At 63.8% G+C, this 21,311-nt stretch carries 19 protein-coding genes; 3 read left to right on the plus strand and 16 right to left on the minus strand.

Going from position 1 to position 21,311, the window contains the following annotated elements:
• The first annotated feature begins 114 nt into the window (after positions 1-114).
• Positions 115-1,029 carry a LysR family transcriptional regulator gene (locus HJD22_RS03490; protein WP_208654263.1) on the plus strand — a complete coding sequence of 305 codons (915 nt, stop codon included), beginning with the start codon at positions 115-117 and terminating at the stop codon, positions 1,027-1,029.
• Here HJD22_RS03490 and HJD22_RS03495 read toward each other — a convergent pair.
• The 7 genes from HJD22_RS03495 to HJD22_RS03525 form a co-directional block, all read right to left on the minus strand.
• The gene (locus HJD22_RS03495; protein WP_340163034.1) at positions 1,016-2,638 is read right to left on the minus strand and encodes an ATP-binding protein; all 1,623 of its coding nucleotides are present in this window, start codon (positions 2,636-2,638) and stop codon (positions 1,016-1,018) included. The genes HJD22_RS03490 and HJD22_RS03495 overlap by 14 nt on opposite strands.
• On the minus strand, positions 2,638-3,351 hold the full coding sequence (locus tag HJD22_RS03500) for a winged helix-turn-helix domain-containing protein (protein WP_208654264.1): 714 nt from the start codon (positions 3,349-3,351) through the stop codon (positions 2,638-2,640). Before HJD22_RS03500 ends, HJD22_RS03495 begins: the two co-directional genes overlap by 1 nt.
• 493 nt (positions 3,352-3,844) lie before the next feature.
• Entirely contained in the window at positions 3,845-4,213 is a 369-nt protein-coding gene (locus tag HJD22_RS03505; protein WP_248730088.1) for an SMP-30/gluconolactonase/LRE family protein, read from the minus strand.
• Positions 4,210-4,833 carry a 2-dehydro-3-deoxy-6-phosphogalactonate aldolase gene (locus HJD22_RS03510; protein ID WP_208654265.1) on the minus strand — a complete coding sequence of 208 codons (624 nt, stop codon included), beginning with the start codon at positions 4,831-4,833 and terminating at the stop codon, positions 4,210-4,212. Before HJD22_RS03510 ends, HJD22_RS03505 begins: the two co-directional genes overlap by 4 nt.
• Positions 4,834-4,881: 48 nt before the next feature.
• Positions 4,882-5,868 carry a 2-dehydro-3-deoxygalactonokinase gene (locus HJD22_RS03515; RefSeq protein ID WP_208654266.1) on the minus strand — a complete coding sequence of 329 codons (987 nt, stop codon included), beginning with the start codon at positions 5,866-5,868 and terminating at the stop codon, positions 4,882-4,884.
• Between the two features lie 55 nt (positions 5,869-5,923).
• The gene (gene dgoD / locus HJD22_RS03520) at positions 5,924-7,072 is read right to left on the minus strand and encodes a galactonate dehydratase (RefSeq protein WP_208654267.1); all 1,149 of its coding nucleotides are present in this window, start codon (positions 7,070-7,072) and stop codon (positions 5,924-5,926) included.
• Positions 7,073-7,114: 42 nt separating this feature from the next.
• On the minus strand, positions 7,115-7,858 hold the full coding sequence (locus HJD22_RS03525; RefSeq protein WP_248730089.1) for a FadR/GntR family transcriptional regulator: 744 nt from the start codon (positions 7,856-7,858) through the stop codon (positions 7,115-7,117).
• 213 nt (positions 7,859-8,071) lie between these two features.
• Here HJD22_RS03525 and HJD22_RS03530 point away from each other — a divergent pair, with 213 nt between their 5' ends.
• Positions 8,072-9,700, plus strand: a complete 1,629-nt coding sequence (locus HJD22_RS03530; protein ID WP_208654268.1) for an alpha/beta-hydrolase family protein — start codon at positions 8,072-8,074, stop codon at positions 9,698-9,700.
• 300 nt (positions 9,701-10,000) lie between these two features.
• Here HJD22_RS03530 and HJD22_RS03535 read toward each other — a convergent pair whose 3' ends face one another.
• The 8 genes from HJD22_RS03535 to HJD22_RS03570 form a co-directional block, all read right to left on the minus strand.
• Complete coding sequence (locus HJD22_RS03535; protein ID WP_208654269.1) at positions 10,001-11,092, minus strand: type III polyketide synthase; 1,092 nt, start codon at positions 11,090-11,092, stop codon at positions 10,001-10,003.
• Between the two features lie 2 nt (positions 11,093-11,094).
• The gene (locus HJD22_RS03540; RefSeq protein ID WP_208654270.1) at positions 11,095-12,267 is read right to left on the minus strand and encodes an NAD(P)/FAD-dependent oxidoreductase; all 1,173 of its coding nucleotides are present in this window, start codon (positions 12,265-12,267) and stop codon (positions 11,095-11,097) included.
• A complete protein-coding gene (locus tag HJD22_RS03545; protein ID WP_208654271.1) occupies positions 12,264-12,986 on the minus strand; it encodes a methyltransferase domain-containing protein in 723 nt (240 codons plus the stop codon). Before HJD22_RS03545 ends, HJD22_RS03540 begins: the two co-directional genes overlap by 4 nt.
• A 177-nt stretch (positions 12,987-13,163) precedes the next feature.
• Entirely contained in the window at positions 13,164-13,343 is a 180-nt protein-coding gene (locus HJD22_RS03550) for a PLDc N-terminal domain-containing protein (RefSeq protein WP_208654272.1), read from the minus strand.
• A 69-nt stretch (positions 13,344-13,412) separates the two neighbouring features.
• Complete coding sequence (locus tag HJD22_RS03555) at positions 13,413-15,740, minus strand: ATP-dependent DNA helicase (protein ID WP_208653562.1); 2,328 nt, start codon at positions 15,738-15,740, stop codon at positions 13,413-13,415.
• Entirely contained in the window at positions 15,737-17,443 is a 1,707-nt protein-coding gene (locus tag HJD22_RS03560) for a VRR-NUC domain-containing protein (protein WP_208654273.1), read from the minus strand. The genes HJD22_RS03555 and HJD22_RS03560 overlap by 4 nt, the downstream gene beginning before the upstream one ends.
• A 50-nt stretch (positions 17,444-17,493) precedes the next feature.
• The gene (locus HJD22_RS03565) at positions 17,494-18,522 is read right to left on the minus strand and encodes a YihY/virulence factor BrkB family protein (RefSeq protein ID WP_208654274.1); all 1,029 of its coding nucleotides are present in this window, start codon (positions 18,520-18,522) and stop codon (positions 17,494-17,496) included.
• A 15-nt stretch (positions 18,523-18,537) separates the two neighbouring features.
• Positions 18,538-19,056 (minus strand): TIGR02281 family clan AA aspartic protease, encoded by a 519-nt coding sequence (locus tag HJD22_RS03570; RefSeq protein ID WP_208654275.1) that lies wholly within the window; start codon positions 19,054-19,056, stop codon positions 18,538-18,540.
• 203 nt (positions 19,057-19,259) lie between these two features.
• On the opposite strand from HJD22_RS03570, the gene HJD22_RS03575 reads away from it, so the two are divergent.
• Positions 19,260-19,874, plus strand: coding sequence for a flavin reductase family protein (locus HJD22_RS03575; protein ID WP_208654276.1), 615 nt, complete (start codon positions 19,260-19,262; stop codon positions 19,872-19,874).
• Positions 19,875-19,903: 29 nt separating this feature from the next.
• Here HJD22_RS03575 and HJD22_RS03580 read toward each other — a convergent pair whose 3' ends face one another.
• Positions 19,904-21,253 carry an MFS transporter gene (locus HJD22_RS03580; RefSeq protein WP_248730091.1) on the minus strand — a complete coding sequence of 450 codons (1,350 nt, stop codon included), beginning with the start codon at positions 21,251-21,253 and terminating at the stop codon, positions 19,904-19,906.
• Positions 21,254-21,311: the final 58 nt, after the last annotated feature.

Genomic DNA, 21,311 nt, shown 5'->3' on the forward strand with positions numbered 1-21,311 from the left:
TTAGCGAATAAAATTGGGAAAAATTTCTTCATAAGGATGCGATCAGTGTCGCTGGCGGTATAAAATGAATCAAACTAAATTAAATCATCATAATCGTGAGAATATCTAATAAATATGCTCGATTTACGCCATCTCCGCACGCTGATCGCCTTGCGTGATGCCGGCTCCCTGGTGGAGGCCGCCGAGCGAGTGCACCTGACTCAGTCGGCGCTGTCGCACCAGATCAAAGATCTCGAGGAGCGGGTCGGCAGCCCGCTGTTCCTGCGCAAGACACGTCCGGTGGAGTTCACCCGTGCCGGTCAGCGGCTACTTGCCTTGGCCGAGCAGATCCTGCCCCAGGTACGCATGGCGGAGCGTGACCTGGCACGCCTGGCCGGCAACGAGCAGGGACGCTTGCATATGGCCATCGAGTGTCACAGCTGCTTTCAGTGGCTGATGCCGACCATCGATCACTTTCGCGACCACTGGCCAGAAGTGGAGGTGGACATCCCCAGCGGCCACCATTTCGATCCACTGCCGGCGCTCTCCCGGGAACAACTCGACCTGGTGATCACCGCCGACCCGCAACCGCTCCCCGGGGTCGTCTATGAGCCGCTGTTCCGTTACGAAGGGTTGCTGGCCGTCGCCAAGCAGCACCCACTCGCCACGCGTCAATGGGCCACCCCCGAGGATCTGGCCGAGGAGACGCTGATCACCTATCCGGTGGAGCACTCGCGACTGGATATCTTCAGTCAGTTCCTCGATCCGGCCAGCGTTCGCCCCAAGGAGATCCGGACGGCCGAGCTGACCATCATGATGATGCAACTGGTGGCCAGCGGGCGCGGGGTATGCTCGCTGCCCAGCTGGGCACTTACCGAGTATCTGGAGCGCGACTACGTACGGGGTGTCATGCTCGGCGAGGAGGGTATGTGGAGCACGCTGTTCGCCGCGATCCGCGAAGAGAGTCGCGACGCGGCCTGGATGGAGGATTTTCTGCGCACCGCGCGGGAGACCTCCTTTGCGGTGCTGGAGGGGGTCAGGCCTGCTTGATGCTCATGGCGGGCGCCGGCAGCAGCAGGCTAAAACGCGCGCCGCCCAAGGTGGGGCTGTCGTCGACCATGATGCTGCCGGCATGCGAGACCATGATCTTCTGCACGATCGACAACCCAAGGCCATACCCCCCAGAGCGACGCGTACGGCTGTCGTCGAGGCGGGCGAAGGGTTTGAAAATCTCCTGGCGATGCTTCTCGGGAACCCCGGGGCCATCGTCCTCGATATCGACACGTACCGATCGCGAATCGCGATACAGGGCGATTCGCACTCGTGTATCGGCATGCCGGCAGGCATTGGCCACCAGGTTCTGCAAGGCGCGCTGCAAGTAGCGAGGCTCGGCGGGAATCTCGATCTCCTCGCCCGGTACCAGGCTCAACTCGAGATGACGATGCAGCGGTGCCAGCGCCTCCACCACTCGTCCAGCCAAGGCGCGACACTCGACCGGCTCGAGGGCAAGCTCCGTCCCCTGAGCCTGATCGCTGCCAAGCCGCGCATAGGTGAGAATCTCGTCGATCAGGCCATTGAGCTCCTCGATATCGGCATCGACCCCCGAGAGCTGCCGGCGCACCGGCTCGCTGTCGGTCATGTCCTCGACCATCTGCACCGCGAAGCGAATCCGGGCCACCGGAGTACGCAGCTCGTGGGAGACCGCACGGATCATCTCCTGCTGGGCACGCAGCAGTGACTGCACTTGTGTTGCCATGCCATTGAAGGCCATCCCCAGGCGGCCCAGAAAATCGCCGCTCTCGACCTTGACTCGGGTGTCCAGATGGCCGCCGGCGATGCGCGTGGCTGCGAGCTCGAGGCGTGCCATGCGCGCCTCGACGCCACGCACGATCAGGTAGATGGTGGCCGCCAGCACGACCAGCATGGCCACCAGCAGCAGCAATGACAGCGACAGCGGCATCGGTTCGAAGGCGGTGACCGGTCCGATCTGAACCCACTGGGCAGCCCCAACGTCATGGCGCAATTGCAGGTAGGCGGAGAGCGCCCAGTTTTCCGGTTGCAGACGCAGGATTACTTCGCCCTGGTAGAGCCGAGCCAGCTGACCGGAGTCGAGCACCTCGGGAGGCCGGTCAGTGAGGGTGACAGGCAGGGCGGTGCGCGACAGCGCCTCGACCCGTGCAACGCGCAGAGACTCATCCGCCAGCCATTCGCCCAGGCTTTCGGCCAGACCGCGCAGCTGCTGCTCGCTCAGCCCGCGCAACTCCGCTTCCAGCAGTAAAGGCTCACCGGGCAGGCGCTTGAGCAGACGCCAGCCTCGCTCGCCGCGCGGCGTGATCAGCACACGGCCATCGGCGAGCCGCGAGCGTTCGAAGTAGTTGAGCGAAAAGTGTTCGACCTCTCCCACTCTCAGCCCGATGTCCCAGCGATCACTATGCTGGGAAAGCCAGCTTGGGCGCGCCTCCTCGGGCTGCTCAGCCAACTGGCTGACCAGTAGCAGCATCGGCGCTTCGGCGAGTTGCTCGCGGTAATGTTCGCGGCGCACCTGATCGACCATGGCAAAGCCGGCCAATGCCAGGCTGAAGGTGGCTACCAGAGCCAGGGCCATCAGCATATAGGTTCGCAGGAAGGTGCTGTCGGCCAGCGGGCGCAACATCGCCATCAACCATCCTTGACGAAGAGATAGCCTTTGCTGCGAACGGTCTTGATGCGGTGGGGATGATTGGGATCATCGCCGATCTTGGGCCGGATTCGCGATACGCGCACGTCGATGGAGCGATCCTGCCCGTCATACTTGATGCCGCGCAGCTGAGAGAATATCTCCTCACGCGTCAATACCCGACCGGAGTGGCTCGCCAACAGCCACAGTAGATCGAATTCGGCACTGGTCAAGTCAATGCGAGCGCCTTCCAGCCAGGCTTCGCGGGTGGCGCTGTCGATCACCAGATTATTGAAGGTGAGCCGCGACTCGCCCACCGCTTCGCTGGCATCGCTTCTACGCATCAGCGCGCGCATGCGCGCCAGCAGCACCCGTGGCTGTACCGGCTTGGGCACGTAATCGTCAGCCCCCATCTCGAGCCCCAGCACCTGGTCCATATCGTCAGTGCGGGCGGTCAGCATGAGGATCGGGCCGGCATAGTCGGGGCGCGCGCGGCGGCAGATCGACAGGCCATCTTCTCCCGGCAGCATCAGATCGAGGATCACCAGATCCGGTTGCAGATCAACGATTCGCTCGACACCGCGAGCGCCGTCGGGCTCCAGCGAAACGCGAAAGCCATTTGCTTCGAGATAGTCACGTGTGAGGCCGGCGAGGCGCTCATCGTCCTCGATGATCAGTACATGATCCTGGTCATTGCTGTCCAAGCTATCGTCCATCCCTTTGTATGGTCCTTTCCTTTGGGCAAGCGCCCTTGAGTGGGCGAGTTACCGACGTTCGTCATCATCGGGCGTGGCAAGTGCCGACAAGGCTCGGCCAATATGCTCCGATCACATGCCCATCACACTCATGCTAGCGAATGATACCCAAAGATACCCGAAATAACCGAGCTTGCAGTGAGTGTTGCGCATTTCCCCGCTTGCGTGAAGCGAAACTCGATAAAAAATCGTGCAGGAATGGGCACTTCCGAGCGAGTCAAAGCATACCCAGGCCAACCACAAGATATACACAACGTTATCCACTCGATAAGCGGCTACGCCAATCGCCTCGTCGAGACGCTACACGAAACAAGGCCGCACGCTCAATTATCTCCATCTATGCGGCCTTCGCAGGCTAGGTCGGAGCGGACTCCATGAGCGAATCGCCCCGCACTAAGCGGGAATATTTACGTTCAGGCCAGCCTCAGCGGCGGCTCGGCAAGACCGGCAATACTCAACGGTGCGACGAACAGGGCGCGGGCCTTGGTATCGCGCGCGCTGGGCAGCGTCCATGCCCTCGCGAGCGGTGGTGATATAGAGCCGATCCAGTTGCTTGCCGCCGAACGCGGGACAGGAGGGCTGCGCTGTCGGCACTAGATTCGGCCCTCTTGCCCATGCTGAAGGGCCACAAGCTGCCGTGACGATCGACACGCCCGTCATTGGAGCGGGTCAGCGCATTGTCGGCGTCGAAATCGTATAGCGGCTCATGATATTTAGTGTGGGTATCGACACGCAGTAGCGAGCGCTCTGCGGCATACCAGAGCGGCCTCTCGCCAAGCTCGCAGCCGCTGGCCTGGGCACGCGTTGCCCACCGCCCACTCATGGGGCGAGCCCGGCGGCCCGCCAGGCACGCGCCAGCTCTCCGGCGCGCTCGCCGACCTGCTCGGCGCTCAGCCCAGGCGTGTAGAGGGCGGTGCCGAGCCCCGCTCCATGGACGCCGGCTCGTCGCCACTCGGCGAAATTGTCGGCCCCGATACCGCCTACTGCATAGAGCTCGGTGCCTGCCGGCAGCACCGCGAGCATCGCCTTCATGCCACTGATGCCGACCTGGGATGCGGGGAACAACTTGAGACCGCTGGCGCCGGCATCGAGCGCGGCAAACGCCTCGCTCGGGGTCACGATGCCCGGCATCGAGACCATCTCCAGGTCGCGGCTGGCACGAATCACCTCGACGTTGCAGTTGGGCGAGACCACCAGACGTCCGCCTGCGGCATGTACCTCGCGCACCTGGTCGACGCTCAGTACAGTCCCCGCCCCCACCAGAATGCGATCGCCATGATGATCACGGCAGTGCTCGCCGAGCAGGCGAATGCTGTTGAGCGGCTCGGGGGAATTGAGCGGCACTTCGATCCGGGTAATGCCGGCGGCGATGATCGCCTCGGCGATGATGACGATCTCACCCGGCGTGACACCCCGCAGAATGGCGACTAGAGGTAAGCTCATGGTATTTCCTTGGCAAGTGGGACGAAGGAGTCGGGCGCAAGGGGCGCCCTATCCATGATGGCGACGCACCCGGGCGAGGCCGGCCACGATCATCTCGGCGTTGGCGTGAGTGTGAACCGCGAATCCCAGGTGCTCGAGCGCCAGGCGATAGCGTCGACACAACGCCTCATCGCCGATCAAGTGGATGGCCTCTCCGTGTGAAAGCTCCCGGGTGGCCCCCGCCAGCTCAAGGCCCAGCACCAGCCCGGAGAGGCGTGCCGCAAGCACAGTGCTGCGCCTGTGGGCGGGCAATTGGCTGTCGAGCAGGTCGCGGGCACGTATGCCGAACAGCTCCGCACTCAAGCTCTCGGGGTGGCGGCAGGCCTCATCGATACCCGACAGATACGCTGCCTGGCACGCCTCGCCGTTGTCAGCCGCCTCTTGGGCCGGAGCGCGCACCGAGTGCGCCAGCACCGACGTCTCGCTGAGCAGCTTGTAAAGCTCGCCGCTCAGGTAAGTCCGAAAATGGCCCACCCGCCCGTTATCGAGATAGACCCATTTGGCATGGGTACCCGGCAGGCAGACGCTGCCACTAAGCCCCGGATGGCGCGATAGCAACCCTGCCAGTTGCGTCTCCTCGCCGCGCATCACGTCGAAGCGTCGCTCACCGTCGTCGTGCTGACTCAGGCCCGGCACGATCGCCACGTCAAGACGAGGATCGCGGGTGGCAACCGGCGTTAGCTGATGAGCGAGGTGCTCGAGCGCGCAACTGGCCGAGCCTTCGAGAGCGAGGTAGGCCGCCTCGACCCACCCCTGACGGGCCCCGGCCATGCCACAGACCAGCACTTGAGTCTGGCGACCTTCGGCAAGCCAACCATCGATCGTCTCCAGCAGTGCCGCCTCGAACTGCGCCGGCGCCAGGCTGAGCATACCGCGGGGCGCCGAGCGTTCAGCCATCACCCGGTCGTCGCCATCCAAGGCCCAGGCACGCAGGTTGCTCGACCCCCAGTCGACCGCGACCCAGTCGGCTGTGAGGGCAGGGGCAGTATTGGTCATGGGCGGCTTCTCTTTTGCATATGACACATCGCACTCATGGCATCCATCATTGCACTCACCACTCGGCGACGGAGCCATCATCATGGCTCCATACTGGATTGCGCCAGCGGTGGCCGACCTTGGCGCGCTCCTCGACAAAAGCCTCGTCGATCTCGACGCCAAGCCCGACGCCCTGCGGCACGATACAGAAGCCATCCTCGATGGCCAGCGCCGACTTATCGACCAGGTAGTCGAGCACGTCATTGTCCTTATTGTAGTGAATGCCCATGCTCTGCTCCTGGATGAAGGCGTTGTGACACACCGCATCCAGCTGCAGCGAGGCGGCCAGGGTCAGCGGTCCCAGCGGGCAGTGCGGCGCCAGCGCCACATCGTAGGCGGAGGCGAGACTGGCGATCTTCAACCCCTCGCTGATCCCCCCGCAATGGGAGAGGTCGGGCTGAACGATGTCGACCATGCCTTCGGTCAGCAGGTCGCGAAACTGGAAACGCGTGTGCAGCCGCTCGCCGGTGGCGATCGGCGTCCCCAGCCCTTGTGCGATGTGCTTCAGTGCCGGCAGGTGCTCGGGGGCGACCGGCTCCTCGATGAACATCGGATGGAACTGCTCGAGTTCGCGCAGCAGCGCCTTGGCCATCGGGCGATGCACGCGGCCATGGAAGTCGATACCGATCCCGATATCCGTGCCTACCGCCTCGCGGGCTTCCGCCACCCGGGCCACGGCTTCATCGATCTTGCGGTGCGTGTCGACGATTTGCATTTCCGGCGTGCCGTTCATCTTGAAGGCGGTAAAGCCCTTCTCGACCAATGCCTTGGCGCCCGCACCGACGTCGCTTGGCCTATCACCGCCGGTCCAGGCGTACATGCGGATATTGTCGCGTACCGCCCCGCCCAGCAGTTGATGCACCGGCACCCCCAGATCACGCCCCTTGAGATCCCACAAAGCCTGATCGATGCCGGCGATGGCCGACATCAGGATCGGACCGCCGCGGTAGAAGCCGGCCCGGTACATGATGTTCCATAGATGCTCGATACGGTGTGGATCCTGTCCGATCAGATAGTCGGCCAGCTCGTGCAGCGCCGCCTCGACGGTAGCGGAACGCCCCTCGATGACCGGCTCACCCCAGCCGTAGCAGCCTTCATCCGTCTCGATCTTGAGAAACAACCAGCGCGGCGGCACTTGCCAAGTCTTGAGTCGGGTTATCTTCATGAAACGGCTCCTTGTTGAGCGAAGGACAGAATATTGGGGAGATCACGGATGGCTGCCGCGACAGGCATCCGCCAGATCAGCGGCGGTGCGCTCGAGCACACGCTCGGTTGCCAGACGTGCCGCATCGGGCTGACGCAGTCGAATCGCCTCGAACAGCTGGCGGTGACGCTCGAGACTGTCCTCGAGCGTGGTGGCGTTGTGCTGGGAGTGATGAATCAGGGCAACGATGGAGGGACGCAACAACAGCCCCATCTGGCGCCAGACCAGGTTGTGACTGGCACGGTAGATCGCTTCGTGAAAGGCCACATCGTACTCGGCGTGCTCGTCGCGACGCCCAGGATCCGCAGCGCTCTCGCGCATCCCGATGAAGGCCGCTTCGATGCGCGACAGATCCTGCGCCGTGGCGGACAATGCCGCCAACTCGCTGACGCGGGGCTCGGCGGAGAGCCGGAAAGTATGCACTTCGCGCACCAGCTGCGGATGGGGTTCATCGAGGCTTGAGATCCAGTCGCTCATTAGCGGGTCGAGCAGATGCCACTCGACGATGTTACGTACGACCGTGCCACGCCCCGCCGTTCTTTCGATCAGGCCGCAACTGCTGAGGGCGGCCAGGGCATTGCGTACCCGGTTGCGACTGACCGAAAAGTGCTCGCACAAGTCCAGCTCACGGGGGAAGGTGTCGCCGCTGGCCCACTTGCCCGATAGGATGGCATGGGCAAGCGTAGTGGAGAGCGCGCTCGCCCCTCCGGTGTGAGGAGGAAGTGGCAGTTCCGATAATATGGACAAGATGATCTCCCTAATATCTGATTATACCCTATGTAATGTCAGACATTTTATTCAAGGAAACTTGTTCCGCCTATCGCTAGACATTGGTCTTGTTTTACTCCCGATCAGCCAGCCTGCCCGCTTCACTGCGCCATGGATTTTAGCGTCCAGGCTAGGTAGGCTCGTCACTCATGGACGTCGCAGCACATCAGGGAAGAGAGGTCATGGATCACCATGCAAGTGCTTAGGCAATTCTCAGCGGTTGGCCTGCTGGTCGGCACGCTGTTCTTCGCCTTTTCCCTCACCCCGAGCCTGCTCCCTCGCCCCCTGTACGCACAGGGAATCATCTCCGGCCTATCGCTGTTCGCCGGATATTCGATCGGCTACGTGTCACGCTGGCTATGGTGCTATATGCAACTGCCGGTGCCCGGGCCACGCATGGAGCGCATCGTCAAGCTGTCCGCGGCGGCCATCTGTACGCTGATCGCCGCAACCTTCCTGTGGCAGGCCTCGGCGTGGCAGAACTCGGTCAGAGCATTGATGGAGATGGACGAAGTCGAGGGCATACGCCCATTCAGCATTGCGCTGATCGCCCTGCTGCTGTTCATCGCGCTGCTCACGTTGGCGAGGCTGTTTCGCCGCACCTTCCGTTTCCTGTCACGCCGCTTTCAGCGTTTCGTCCCCCACCGGGTCTCCAATGTCATTGGCGTGATTGCGGCAGCCGCCCTGTTCTGGTCGGTGATCGAGGGGGTGCTGTTCACCCTGGCGCTACGAGCGGCGGACAACTCCTTCCAGCAAGTCGACGAGATGATCCAAGACGACCTGCAGTCCCCTGCCGACCCGATGCGTACCGGCAGCGCCGAGTCGCTGATAAGCTGGGAAGCGCTAGGCAGCCGCGGTCGCAGGTTCGTCACGGCGGGGCCTTCGGCGCAGGAGTTGAGTGCGTTTCTCGGTGAACAGGCGCCCGACCCGATTCGGGTCTATGTAGGGCTTAATGCCGCGGAGACCCCGGAAGAGCGGGCCAACCTGGCCCTCGAGGAGCTCAAGCGGGTCGGGGGATTCGAGCGCTCCCTGCTGCTGCTGGCCACTCCGACCGGTCGCGGCTGGCTGGATCCTGCCGCCCAGAACAGCGTGGAGTATCTGCACCGCGGCGATATCGCCACCGTCGCGGCTCAATACTCCTATCTGCCAAGCCCCCTGGCGCTGATCATCGAGGGGGAGTATGGCGCCGAAACCGCCCGCGCCCTGTTCGAGGCCGTCTACCGTTACTGGACGACCCTGCCCGAGGATGAGCGGCCACGCCTCTATCTGCATGGCTTGAGCCTCGGGTCGCTCAACTCCGATCTCTCCTTCGATATCTACGACATCATCGACGACCCCTTTCATGGCGTTCTCTGGAGCGGCCCACCGTTTCGCAGCGACACCTGGCGTGCGGTAACCCAGGGGCGCGACCCAGGCAGCCCAGCCTGGCTGCCGACGTTTCGCAATGGCTCGGTAGTGCGTTTCATGAATCAGCATCAAGGATTAGACTCCCCTGCGGGGAACTGGGGCGCGTTTCGCATCGCCTACCTGCAGTATGCAAGCGACCCGGTCACCTTCTTTGAGCCGAGTTCGCTATATCGCGAGCCTGAATGGATGCGCGAGCCGCGCGGCCCGGACGTATCGCCGGAGCTTCGCTGGTACCCGGTGGTGACCATGCTGCAGCTGCTGGCCGATCTCGCCATCGGCGTCGCCCCGCGTGGCTATGGCCATGAATACTCGGTTGCCGATTACATCGACGCTTGGGTGGCGCTGACCGAGCCGGAAGAGTGGTCCGATGCGCAGCTCGAGCGGCTACGCGAGCGGTTTGCCTCGAACAATTGAGCCGAACGGCCCGCTAAAGAATGGCTGCCGCGTTCAGCTGGGATTGATTCGCAACTCGACGAGGACTAATGTAGAGCTCTGAACCATCGACGGAGTGAGGAGGTTCATCCATGACCGACAGCAACGGCAAGAGCGTGATCAAGCGCGTCTATGTTCCCACCCATGTACGCGACCTGCCCAACGGGGAGAAACTCAAGGTCCCCGGGCACTACAAGTCACCTCCCCGCTGAGAATATGAAGTCCACGCCGTCCGATGCATCGGACGGCGTGGATTTTTCATCTGGCGTGACTGCCGACTGATCAGCTCAGCAGCACGGCTTCAAACGACAGACCCGGGCCGAAACCCAGCATGACACAGGGCCCCCTCGCCCCCTGCGCTCGCATACGCTGCAGCACGAACAGCACCGTCGGCGACGACATGTTGCCGTGCTCCGCCAGGATCTCTGACGAGACCCGACTCGCCTCTTCGGGAAGCTCCAGGGCCTGGGTCACCGCCTTGAGAATGTCCGGCCCACCCGGGTGGATCGCCCAGTGGCTGACGTCCCCAAGCGTCATGGCATGACCGGCCAGCCAGCCTTCGAGCCACTCGCGCAGCGAGGCACGAATCAGCCTTGGCACCTCGCTTGACAAGGTCATCTCGAAGCCGTGGTCGCCGACCGTCCAGGTCATGGCGCTGCCCGTGCCCTGGGCCAGCCGACTCTGTGTATCCACCAGTTGCCACTCATCGGCTTGATCCACAGCCGGTGCAAGAATCGCAGCACCCGCGCCATCCGCGAATAGCCCATTGGCCAACACTCGCTGAGGGTTCCAGCCATACTGGAAGTGCAGGCTGCACAGTTCGACACAGCACAGCAGCACGCAAGCGTCGGGCTGCTCACCAACTAGTCCGCTCGCCGCACGCATGCCATTGAGCGCACCATGGCACCCCATGAAGCCGATATTGAGCCGACCGATATCCGCTGACAGACCGAGACGCTGGATCAGCGCCGCATCGAGCCCCGGCGACACCATGCCGGTACACGAGACGGTCACCAGATGGGTGATCGCCGCCGGGTCGACGCCGCTATCCCCGAAGGCCGAGCGGCACGCCCGCTCCGCCAGTGGACCCGCCTCTTCCACGTAGCGGCGCAATCTTGCCGCGGTGGTCGGCCCTCGGGACTCGGGGGCCTCGCGCAGCGGAAAGAAGCGCTCGAAGCCCTGCGTCCCCTCTCCCGGACGTAGCAGCACGCTGCCGCGCGTTTGCACCTGGCTATGGCGATAGACACGCCGCAGCCAGGCCTGCTGGCGGCTGTCGCTGCAGCAGCGCGCCTGGGCGATGGCAATCGTCGTCTCCTGGTCGAGCGTCCCGGGCGGCGAGGCACACCCCACCCCCATGAGTGTTGAGCGAGTCATCTTCATCTCCCCTCCCTGGGGTCCAGCGCGTAGCGCCGGTTGAGCCATGACGTAAACGGCGCGACCATCCCCGGTGCGGCATTGGCCAGGGGCAGCATGGCCGCCACCAGCCATGGACGGCGCAACAGTGCCGAGATCACACGGCAGCTCCGCTGGCGCGCACGAATGACCTCGGCATGGCGTGCCGTCCACTCATCGACCAGCTCGCCTCTCCAAGCCTGTACAGCCTGCAGCGCCAACGGCTCGATGGCGGCGGCCCCTGCCACTGCCCAGCCCATCCCCTCGCCGGTGAAAGGCTCCACGTAACCCGCCGCATCGCCCAGAATCAGCACCCGCTCGGCTCCGAGCCGGGAGCGGCGGCGTGTCAGGTGCGGGGTGCCCTGCCACTGCGCCGCGCTGAGCGCATCGATAGGCGGAAAGGCGTTCTCGTCGAGAATCGCCGTTACCGCCGCAAGCGGACCACCGCTACGCTTTACCCAGTTCGGATCGAGCGCCGCACCGAGGTTGAGCCGGCCCTCCTCGACCCGCACCAGGCCAACATAGCCATGCCGCCCGCACGCCATGTGAATCGTTCCTTGCTCATAGAAGCCAGGCGCGTCGTCGACGGTGGCTCCCATGCCAATGCGAGAGTTCGTCGCGACTCGTAGCGCCGCTGCATCGTCCTCATGTAGCAGACGACTGCCCAACCCATCACCGCCGATGACCAGCCGCGCCGCCACCGTGAATCGCTTGTCCGCCTGGCGAAGCGCAATTCGGCGAACCCCGCCCCGCCCCTGCGCGTCACTCCCGACCGGCTCGAGGCGCGCATGCGTCATTGTGAGAAACGTCACCCCTGCCGCTTCGGCACGCTCCGCCAGCCGTGCATCGAGAAGGCGACGGCTGATGGCTCGCCCGCTGGGCAAGCCGACCAATGCCTGGTGCCGGCCACTGGCAAGTCGAAGACGCGAGAAGGGCGGGCCTGCGTGCCCCACCTCGCCCAGACCCGCGTCATCGAGCGCCTGCAGTGCCGCGGCACTGATGCAGCCACCGCAGGGCTTGTCTCGCGGCCATAGGGATTTCTCGACCAGCAGCACGCTCAGGCCACGGCACGCCAGTCGGTAGGCGGACACGCTGCCGGCAACTCCCGCACCGATCACCACCACGTCCCATTCGCGGGCCAGTCTCTCGAGACTCATCGGTGCATCCCGGGCGGGCGAGCCCAGTGGAGCAGGAAGCGGCTCGGCCAGTGGCGTGTGAAGGTCACCCCGTCGAGCCCCGCCTGCGCTGCCAGCGTACGCGCCTCAGGCAGCGTCAACGCGGCGCGCACCGATCGCATGCCATCCACATGCACCACCCGGGAGGCCGACAGCAGCCGTGTGCCCAGATAGGCGAGACCATAGCCGGCACGATTGCGGATCAGGTCACTGATGAGCAAGTGATCGGCGCAATCGGCAAGCTGTCCGAGTAGCGCCACGACCTGCTCGTCATCCAGATGGTGGAGGAATAGGGTCGAGGTGACGATATCGTAGTGGCGTGGAACCGGTTCGGTGAGCACGTCCAGCTCGAAGAAGGTGACCGGCACCTTGGCGCGTTGCGCCGCCTGGGCGGCGAAATCAAGCGCGGTGGGGCTGATGTCACAGCCCTCGACCTGCAGGTCGAGCCCGGCTCGACGTGCGCGGCGAACAAGAGAGATCGCCACATCACCGCCTCCGGTCGCGACGTCCAGTAGCGAGAGCGTCCGGCTCTGGCGAGTCTTGGCGATACGTGCAATGGATGGCCATAGCGCCGCCGCCGTTCGGCTAACGTTGTTGATGCGACGCAACCCGTGTAGCGCCCTCTGGTGAGCCCGATCATCGATATCGGGGTCATCCATCAACTCGCCTTCGAGTCGACGCCGTGCAAGCGACGTGATCATGTCCGTATGTCCGTCGTTATGGAGTGGTGGGCTATCCAAGCCCTGCATTCACTATCGTAACCTCTGCCGCTACGGTCAAGCCGCGTCATAAGGCAGACAGGTAGAAAACTAGGCAGGTACGAAGCGAAACGGGCAGACCCATGGCCTGCCCGTGTGCAAGATCGATACCGCGTCAGGCTATCCCTTTGGCCCCAACAGCATCCAGAGGATCAAGCCACCCAGGGGAAAGGCCAGCAGGATGACGACCCACAGCAGCTTGGCGATCGGCCCCGCACCGCTCTTGACCACCTTGACGATTGCCCAGACGACGATGATCAACCAGATCAGGCCCAACAAGCCGCCTACTTCAATTCCCATAGTGCATACTCCTTATGCAGTTCAACGGGTTAGCCACTCTAGGGAAGCATAGCTCGGGCTGGGATACAATCACGTTGCTGCGACCCGCCACCAGCTGGGCAGCATCGCCCGCACCTCGCCACGGGCGAAGCGGTCATCCATCAGCACCACCACCCCACGATCCTCAGGCCCCCTGATCACCCGCCCGGCAGCCTGTACCACCTTGGTCAGGCCTGGGACGCGATAGGTGTAGTCGTCGCCACGACCGAAGCGCGCCTGGAGACGCGCCTTGAGTTGCTCGTTGACCGGGTCGAAAGGCGGCAGGCCCAGCGTGGCGACAAAGGCACCGATCAGCCGGTCGCCGGGTAGGTCGATCCCCTCGCCGAAGGCGCCACCCAGCACTGCAAATCCGATACCTTGGCCGCCCGGCACGAAGCCGTCGATAAAGGCCTGTCGCTCGACCTCCCGCATGCCGCGGGTCTGCTCCCAGACGGGAATGTCCCCATGCCCCTCGCGAAAGTGCGCCAGCACCGCCTTGAGGTAGGCGAAGCTGCTGAAAAAGGCCAGGTAGTTACCCGGCAGGTGCCGATACTGAGCGGCCAGCACGGCAATGATCGGGGCGATGGAGGCGTCGCGCTGAGAAAAGCGGGTGGAGATGTCGCTTCTGATGCGCACCTCGAGCTGCTCCTCGGCGAAGGGTGACGCCACCTCGAGCCAGGGCGCATCATTGGGCAGGCCGAGCAGGTCGCGGTAGTAGCGAGCCGGGCTCAGGGTGGCAGAGAACAGCACCGTAGCGTGCGTGGCCGCCAGGCGCGGCGCGAGGAAATCCGCTGGCACCAGGTTGCGCAGGGTTAGCACTGCCCGGCCTCGCCCGTGGCGCATCACATCGAACAGCGAATGCTCGCCGAAGCGCTCCGCCAGCCGGCACAGATGCAGCGCCTCGAACAGAAATTCCTGCAGCGCCGAATCGGTGCTGGCGCGCTCGGCAAGATAGTCGCTGATCGCGGAAGTGGCCTGCTGCAGGGCATTGAGCATGCGCTGTGGGGGCTCGTCGAGCACCCGATAAGCGGGCACATCGCCAAGACCCACCGCCTCGTCATGGAGCTTTACTGACTTGCCAAGCTCGCTCCAGCAACGAGAGACCCGCTCCAGCGCACTCTTCAGCACGGCGGGAGCGCAGCGGCGCAACGCAGTGAGACGTTGCTGATCGAGCGTTGCGCTGAACATGCCACGAGCACGCTCGACGAGGTTGTGTGCCTCGTCCACCAGCACGCCGACACGCCAGTGGTTGAGCTGAGTCAGGCCATGCAACATGGCGTTGAGATCGAAATAGTGGTTGACGTCGCCCACCACCAGATCGCACCAGCGGGCCAACTCCTGACCCAAGTAGTAGGGGCAGACCTGATGGGCAAGCGCCACTTCGCGCAGCGCCTCGCGATCGAGCCAGCCTCGCGTCACGGCCGCCTGCCGCGCCACCGGAAGGCGGTCGTAGAAGCCGCGCGCCAGCGGGCAGGCATCGCCCTGACACGCCTTATCCGGATGTTCGCACGCTTTGTCGCGGGCGATCAGCTCCAGCACCCGCAGCTCGGCCTGTCCCGCCGCATCTCGGGGCGGCGCGTCATGCGGCACAAAGCCCAGCGTAGCGAGCGACTCGAGCGCCAAGCGACGCCCCGGGGTCTTCATGGTCAAGAAGAAGAGTCGATCCAGCGACTGACGCGGCATGGCGGTGAGCATCGGGAACAGCGTGCCGAGCGTCTTGCCGATGCCGGTGGGTGCCTGCAGCATCAGACAACGCCCGGTGCTTGCCGCCTTGTAGACGCTTTCCGCCAGCTCGCGCTGGCCCCGGCGAAACTGCGGATGGGGGAAGGTAAGCGACACAAGCGCGGTATCGCGACGCACGCGGTGCTCGGCCTCCTGCCGGGCCCACGCCAGGAATCGCCGGCACTGCTCGGCAAGAAACACCTCCAGCGCATCGCTGCTGGCCCGTTCGGTGAGCACGGTTTCGCGGCCACTGCCGATCTCTAGATAGACCAGCGCCAGGGTCACCTCCTCGAGCTTACGTTCGCGACACAGTAATGCCCCATAAAGTCGCACCTGTGCCCAGTGCAGGACACGCTGGTTACCGGCCATGCGGCGCAGGTCGCCTCGATGGGTCTTGACCTCCTCAAGGCGGTTGGCGATAGGATCGTAGCCATCGGCGCGCCCAGCGACGACGAGCACGTCCTCAGTCTCCGGGCCCGCTCGGTATTCGCCGGAGAGGGGCAATTCGGCGAGATAGGCCTCGCCGCGTCGCTCAGCGACCAGCAGATGCCCTGCCATCCCCTCCTGGGCGGTGGGTGAAGGGGTAAAGCGATGGTCCAGGTCACCGCTACGGGCGGTAAACTCACACAACGCTCGTACCGCCACCCGGTAGATCACGTCGTCGGCCCCACACTCGACGCCTCTTGCCAGCGCACGTGGCAGACCGTGACCGGGATGCCATGTTCTTGGAAGTAAGCCAGCCAGCGGCGCTGGTTGTCCTGCAGGCGATCCCCCGGCCCCTTGACCTCGATCAGCCGATAGCGCTGCCCCTCCGTTCGCGCAGGCCATAACTGGATCAGGTCAGGCAGCCCCGCCCGATTGGCCTTGAGATCGTCCAACAGTCGCGAAAACAGCGACTTCAGGTGGGCTGCCGGCAGACACGCCAGGGTATGCTCGAGCAACGACTCGTCGAGCACTCCCCAATGCACGAAAGACGACGCCAGGCCATGCTTGGCGCGGTAAGTGTCGCGAATGGTCTGTCGATAGCGACCATCGTCCAGCTCCGCCAGGCAGGTTGCGAATATCTCGCCACGCCGCGTCACGAAGTCCTCGCGGTAGAGGTCCGCCGGCGCCGCCTGAAAGGGATGGAAGAAGGCTCCCGGCAAGGGGGCAAAGATCGCCCGCCAGCACAGCAGGCCAAATAGCCCGCCGATCAGCGTATTCTCGACGTAACGCACCGGCGCCTGCGCATTGCCCAGATGCTCGCATACCGCCGCCTCGACACCCCCTGCCAGGGGTCTTGGCAGCGCCAGATCGAGCCGCTCGGTCTCGACCCCGGTTGCTTCCATTAGCTTGCAGGCAGGCAGCCCCAGGCGGCGGTGCAGCCTCGGCACGATGCGCAGGAGATGCTGCATTTCGGCTTCGCCACAGGAGGCGGCGAGGGCCTGCTCAGCGAGCATCAAGGCTTGGCGGTAGTTGCCGTGCCGCTCGAGCACCCGGACCTCCCGAACCCGCGCCTCGGGATAGGTGCAGCCGCGGTAGATCTCAAGCGCCATGTCACTCTCGTCACGCCTCTCCGCCTCGCGGGCGAGCTGGAACAGCAGCTTGGCCCGGCGTGATGCCAGCCAGGTATTGTCAGACGGTGGCGGGACGTCCTGCCACACCGCCTCGAGCGGCTCGGCGGCCTCGAAACGCTCGCGCAGCCGGTGCAGATGCAGATAGGCATCGACCTCCTCGCGGTGCTGGAAGGCCCGCGATTCGACATTGAACTCGACACGCTCGAAGCGCTGCAGCCCAAGCTCGGTCAGCACGAACTCCGCCCAGTCCTGACGCAGATTGCCGAAGAACATCAAGCGCAGTCGGTCGCTGGTCGCTGCCGATGTCAGAGCCACCACCTGATCCGGCGCCTGGGGCCACCAGCGTGAGAACGAACGGGGTTCGTTCAGCAAGGGACGAAGGGTGTCGAGAAGCACTGCCTTGGCGCTACTGGCGGAGAGGCCGGCGTCGGCAATGGCATCACCCAACGCTCGGTTGATCTCGGCCTTGGTCAGCAAGCGAAACAGTGTATCGAGATCGAGGGAGGGATCCTCCTCCACCCACCCCTGAGCGAAAAGCGGGGCAAGGGCAGTGTCGGTATCGCCAATTTCGACGTAGCTCAACTTGGCGGTGCGAAACTGGCTGCCCTTGCGCATGATCATGCGCACCAGCAGTGCCTGGGCAGGCTCGGGCAACTCATTGAATGTCGCGACGACATGGCACTCGCTCAGCAGGTCGCCGTAGCGCTCGGCAACCCAGGCCAGCACGAAGCGGAAGTTCTTGAGGTAGTAGAGCGGGTCGTCGAGCGACGCCGTGACCGGGGACGCGGCCGAAATACTGTTCATTTATCCATGATAGCAACTCTCACCCACCTCGGCGAGCATGCCGACAAGGCCTAATCGGGGGGGGGCGTCTTGCTCCAGCGCCGGCTGGGTTCACGCTTTTCGCCGAGCGTATCCGCCACATAGGCGCCGCGCTGGCCCATCGGCTTGGGTTCGCCGGTGGTGGTGTCCTTGCGTGTCTGACGCTCCATCTCGCCATTGAGCTCCCCCCCTACGAGCACGATCAGCGAGGAGATCCAGAACCACAACAATAGCACCACCACCGCTCCCAGCGAGCCGTAGATCTCGGTGAAGTTGGGGGCGAAACGCACATAGAGCGACAGCCCTACCGAAGCGATCAGCCACAGCAGCGTCGCCGTGACGGTGCCGACACTGGTCCACTCCCAGCGCGGCGCGGCGCGGGAGGGCGCGAAGCGATAGAGCGCCGCAATGACGAACATCATCACCAGCAGCAGCACCGGCCAGCGCAGCAGGTTGACCAGCGTCACGATCGGCCCCTCGAGCGCCAGGGTGCTTATCGTGAGCGGCACCAGGGCGATGAAGGCAATGGTCAGGGGCGGCATGACGATCAGTCCCAGGGTGAGCAACACCACGGTGAGCACCTTGCGCAGCAGGCTGCGATTCTCCTCCTCGCCATAGACGATGTTGAGCCCCATGATCAGCCCCCGTACGCCCTTGGAGGCGACGAACATGGCCACCACGATACTGATGAAAGCCGCGAGGCTGAGCCCGGCACCGGTATTGTCACTGATCTCGTTGGCCTGCTCGCGAATGATCGAGGCGGCACCCGGAGGAAGGAACTGCGTCAGCTCGCCGATCTGTCGAGCGATATCGAGAGGATCGAGTACCAGCGCCCAGACCGAGATGATCGCAGCGAGGGCGGGGAACAGCGACAGCAGGGCGTAGAAGGCCACTCCCGCGGCCAGCAGGGTGATCCGATCGTCCGACATTTCGTACTTGACCCGCCACAGGATGTCCCACCAGCCCATCCGCGGAATGTCGCTTGGCTGTTCGGCCTTTCGGCCTCGCCGTTCTCTTGCCCGCTCGTCTGCCACCCGCTTCTCCCGACTTCCCTTGATCATTGCCATGCACGTCCATCAGCGCTGGGCTGGCCTGAGCACCATCTCGGGACCGCGTATCTCGATATCGAAGCGGTTGAGAAAGCTCATTCCCAGCAGGGCGGTATCCCCGCCCATGCCGGGATTGATCGAGCCCCGCAGGTCGAGGGCCGTCAATCCCCCCAGGCTGACCTGATCGAGTTCGGTCAGAAACCCTTCGACCATGCCATTGGCGGTATGGAACGAGGCGCTGCGGCCAGGCTCGAGCCCCAACTGCTCGGCAAGCTCTGACGACACCGAGACGTAGGTAGCGCCGGTATCGATCAGAAACTCCACCGGCTCGCCATTGATACGCCCTGTCGCCACGAAATGACCGGACATGTTACGCTGCAGGGTCACCGGCTCGTCACCCTCCGTCAGGTGAACCAGGTTGGCGTTGGGGTTGCGCCGCTCCTCGAGCACGCCCTGAAACCACCAGGTCCCCATGGCCAGGGTCAGCATCCAGAATAGCAACATCATGCCAAGCCCGGCCCGCCGCAATGATTTGTCGTCGCTCATATCGCCCTCCGGCAGGCCAGCATCAGTGCTCATTAACCAGCTTAGCCTGTTGCAGCAGGCGCTTGGTGACAAGCATAGCGCCATGTTCACTGAAGTGAGCTATTCGACCATAGGCGCTGCGAATCATCCCGGCACGCTTCGGGGAAATGAGTGGTATAACGATGCATAGATTCTATACATAAGCCCTGACTGACGAGGTGCATGTGAGCGACGATACACTCTCAGCCGATGCTCTGGACACCGGCACACTCTATCGCCTTTTTACTGGCACCATTGCGCCACGCCCTATCGCCTGGGTATCGAGCATCGACAGCCGAGGCAATGCCAACCTGGCACCATTTTCATTCTTCAACGTCGCAAGCGTCGATCCGCCGATCCTGGCCTTCGCTCCTCTGCTCAGCGCTGGCGGACACGCCAAGGACACCACGCGTAATCTCGACGAAGTCAGGGAGTGCGTCATCCATATCGGTGGCGAGCGGCTGGCACAGGCCCTGAACGCCACCAGCGCTCCACTCGCGCGCGATGAGGATGAGTTCGTCCACGCCGGTTTGACCAAGGTCGCGTTTGGCGGCCTCAAGGTCCCGCGAATCGCCGAAGCGCCAGTGGCCTTTGGCTGCCGGGTACGCGAGGTGATGCACTTCGGCGACCGACCGATGGCGGGGAACCTGGTACTGGCCGAAGTGGTATTGATTCATGCCAGTGCCGACGTCTGGGACGGACGCCATGTCAGCATCGAGGCGCTCCAGCCCATCGGTCGAATGGCCGGCGCGGACTACAGCCGCTGCACCGATCTGTTCGCGCTACCGCGTCCGATCTAAACACCGTCTCGCTATTCGCCAGCAGCGGTCTATTCTCCAGCCAAGGTTCGGCGGATACGCGGCTGCCACGCCTCGGCGGTGCGTTGGCCGCGGCGCTGGTCCACCGCCAGGCAGATCAGGATGGCGACGGCGAACAACACCGCGCAGAGCAAGATCGAGGCCTGCAGCCCTACCACCGACTGCAGCAGGCCCAAGCCGACGATACCGAGCACGCCGGCCAGTTTGTTGGCCAGCCCCCAGAAGCCGAAGAACTCCGCGGACTTCTCGAGTGGCGAGAACAGCCCGACCAGAGCACGGCTGGCGGACTGGCTCGACCCCAGGCTAAGTCCGGCCAGGCACCCCACGACCAGAAACAGGTGCTGGGCCTGCCAGTCGAGCCCGAAGCTAGTATTGAGATAAGTCGTGACTTCAGGGGTCGCCCAGATCGCCAATATCGCCGCCACCCACAGCAGCAGGGTGCCGATATAGGTGACCTTGGCGCCGATGCGGTCCTGCAGGAAGCCGAACCCCAGCGCGCCAGCCGCGGCAGTGATCTGCACGATGATGAACATGATATTGCGGATCGACTCGTCCCAGCCGATCACCTGGGCGCCATAGATGAACGCGAAGGCGATGATGATATAGACCCCGGCCATCGAGAAGAGCAGCGAAATCAGAAACACCCCCAGGTCGCGAAACTTTCGCAGTTCCGCGATCGTATCCTTGACCCGCTGCAGGGCGATACTGAGATAGCGTTTGCCCGGCGGTAGAGGTTGGGGCTTGCCGCGCTCCCTGAGCCACAGGAAGGTAGGAATCGCCGTGATCAGGAAGAAACCCGCCGCAAAGGGACCCACCCAGCGGATGCGCTCGAAGTTTTCCGCAGTGGCCTCGCCCAGTACCAGCAGGGTGAAACCGGCGGCGAACAAACCGCCGATATAGCCCAGCGCCCAGCCGAAGCCGGAGATCTTGCCGAGATCCTCGGGCGGACCGAGATCGGGCAGGAAGGCGGCAATGAACGACTCCCCCATCGAGTAGGCGTAGTTGGAAAGCGTGATCAGCAGAAGCCCGAGCACCACATAGCCGGGCGCCACGAAGTATAGCATGGCCGTGGTGGCGACCGTGGCCAGGTAGCTGGCGAACAGGAAGCGCTTCTTGGCCGCGGCGAAATCCATCACCGCACCGCACACGGGCCCGCTGATCACCACCATCAGGTAGCTCACGGCAAGCGCCAGGCTCCATAGCAAGTTAGCCAGGCGATACTCATCGCCACGATCCCCGACAATAACGGTAGTGAACAACTCACCGAAGACCACGGTGATGATCAGCAGCGTGTAGGCCTGGTTGGCGAAATCGAACATCGCCCAACCGACGATTTCCCGACGCGACGCACGTGCTTGCATGATGACTCCCGTTTCTCTGGCCCGCGCGGCCTCTGCGAGGCATTTTCGTGCGAAGGCT

The organism is Halomonas sp. TA22 (assembly GCF_013009075.1).
Lineage (GTDB): Bacteria > Pseudomonadota > Gammaproteobacteria > Pseudomonadales > Halomonadaceae > TA22.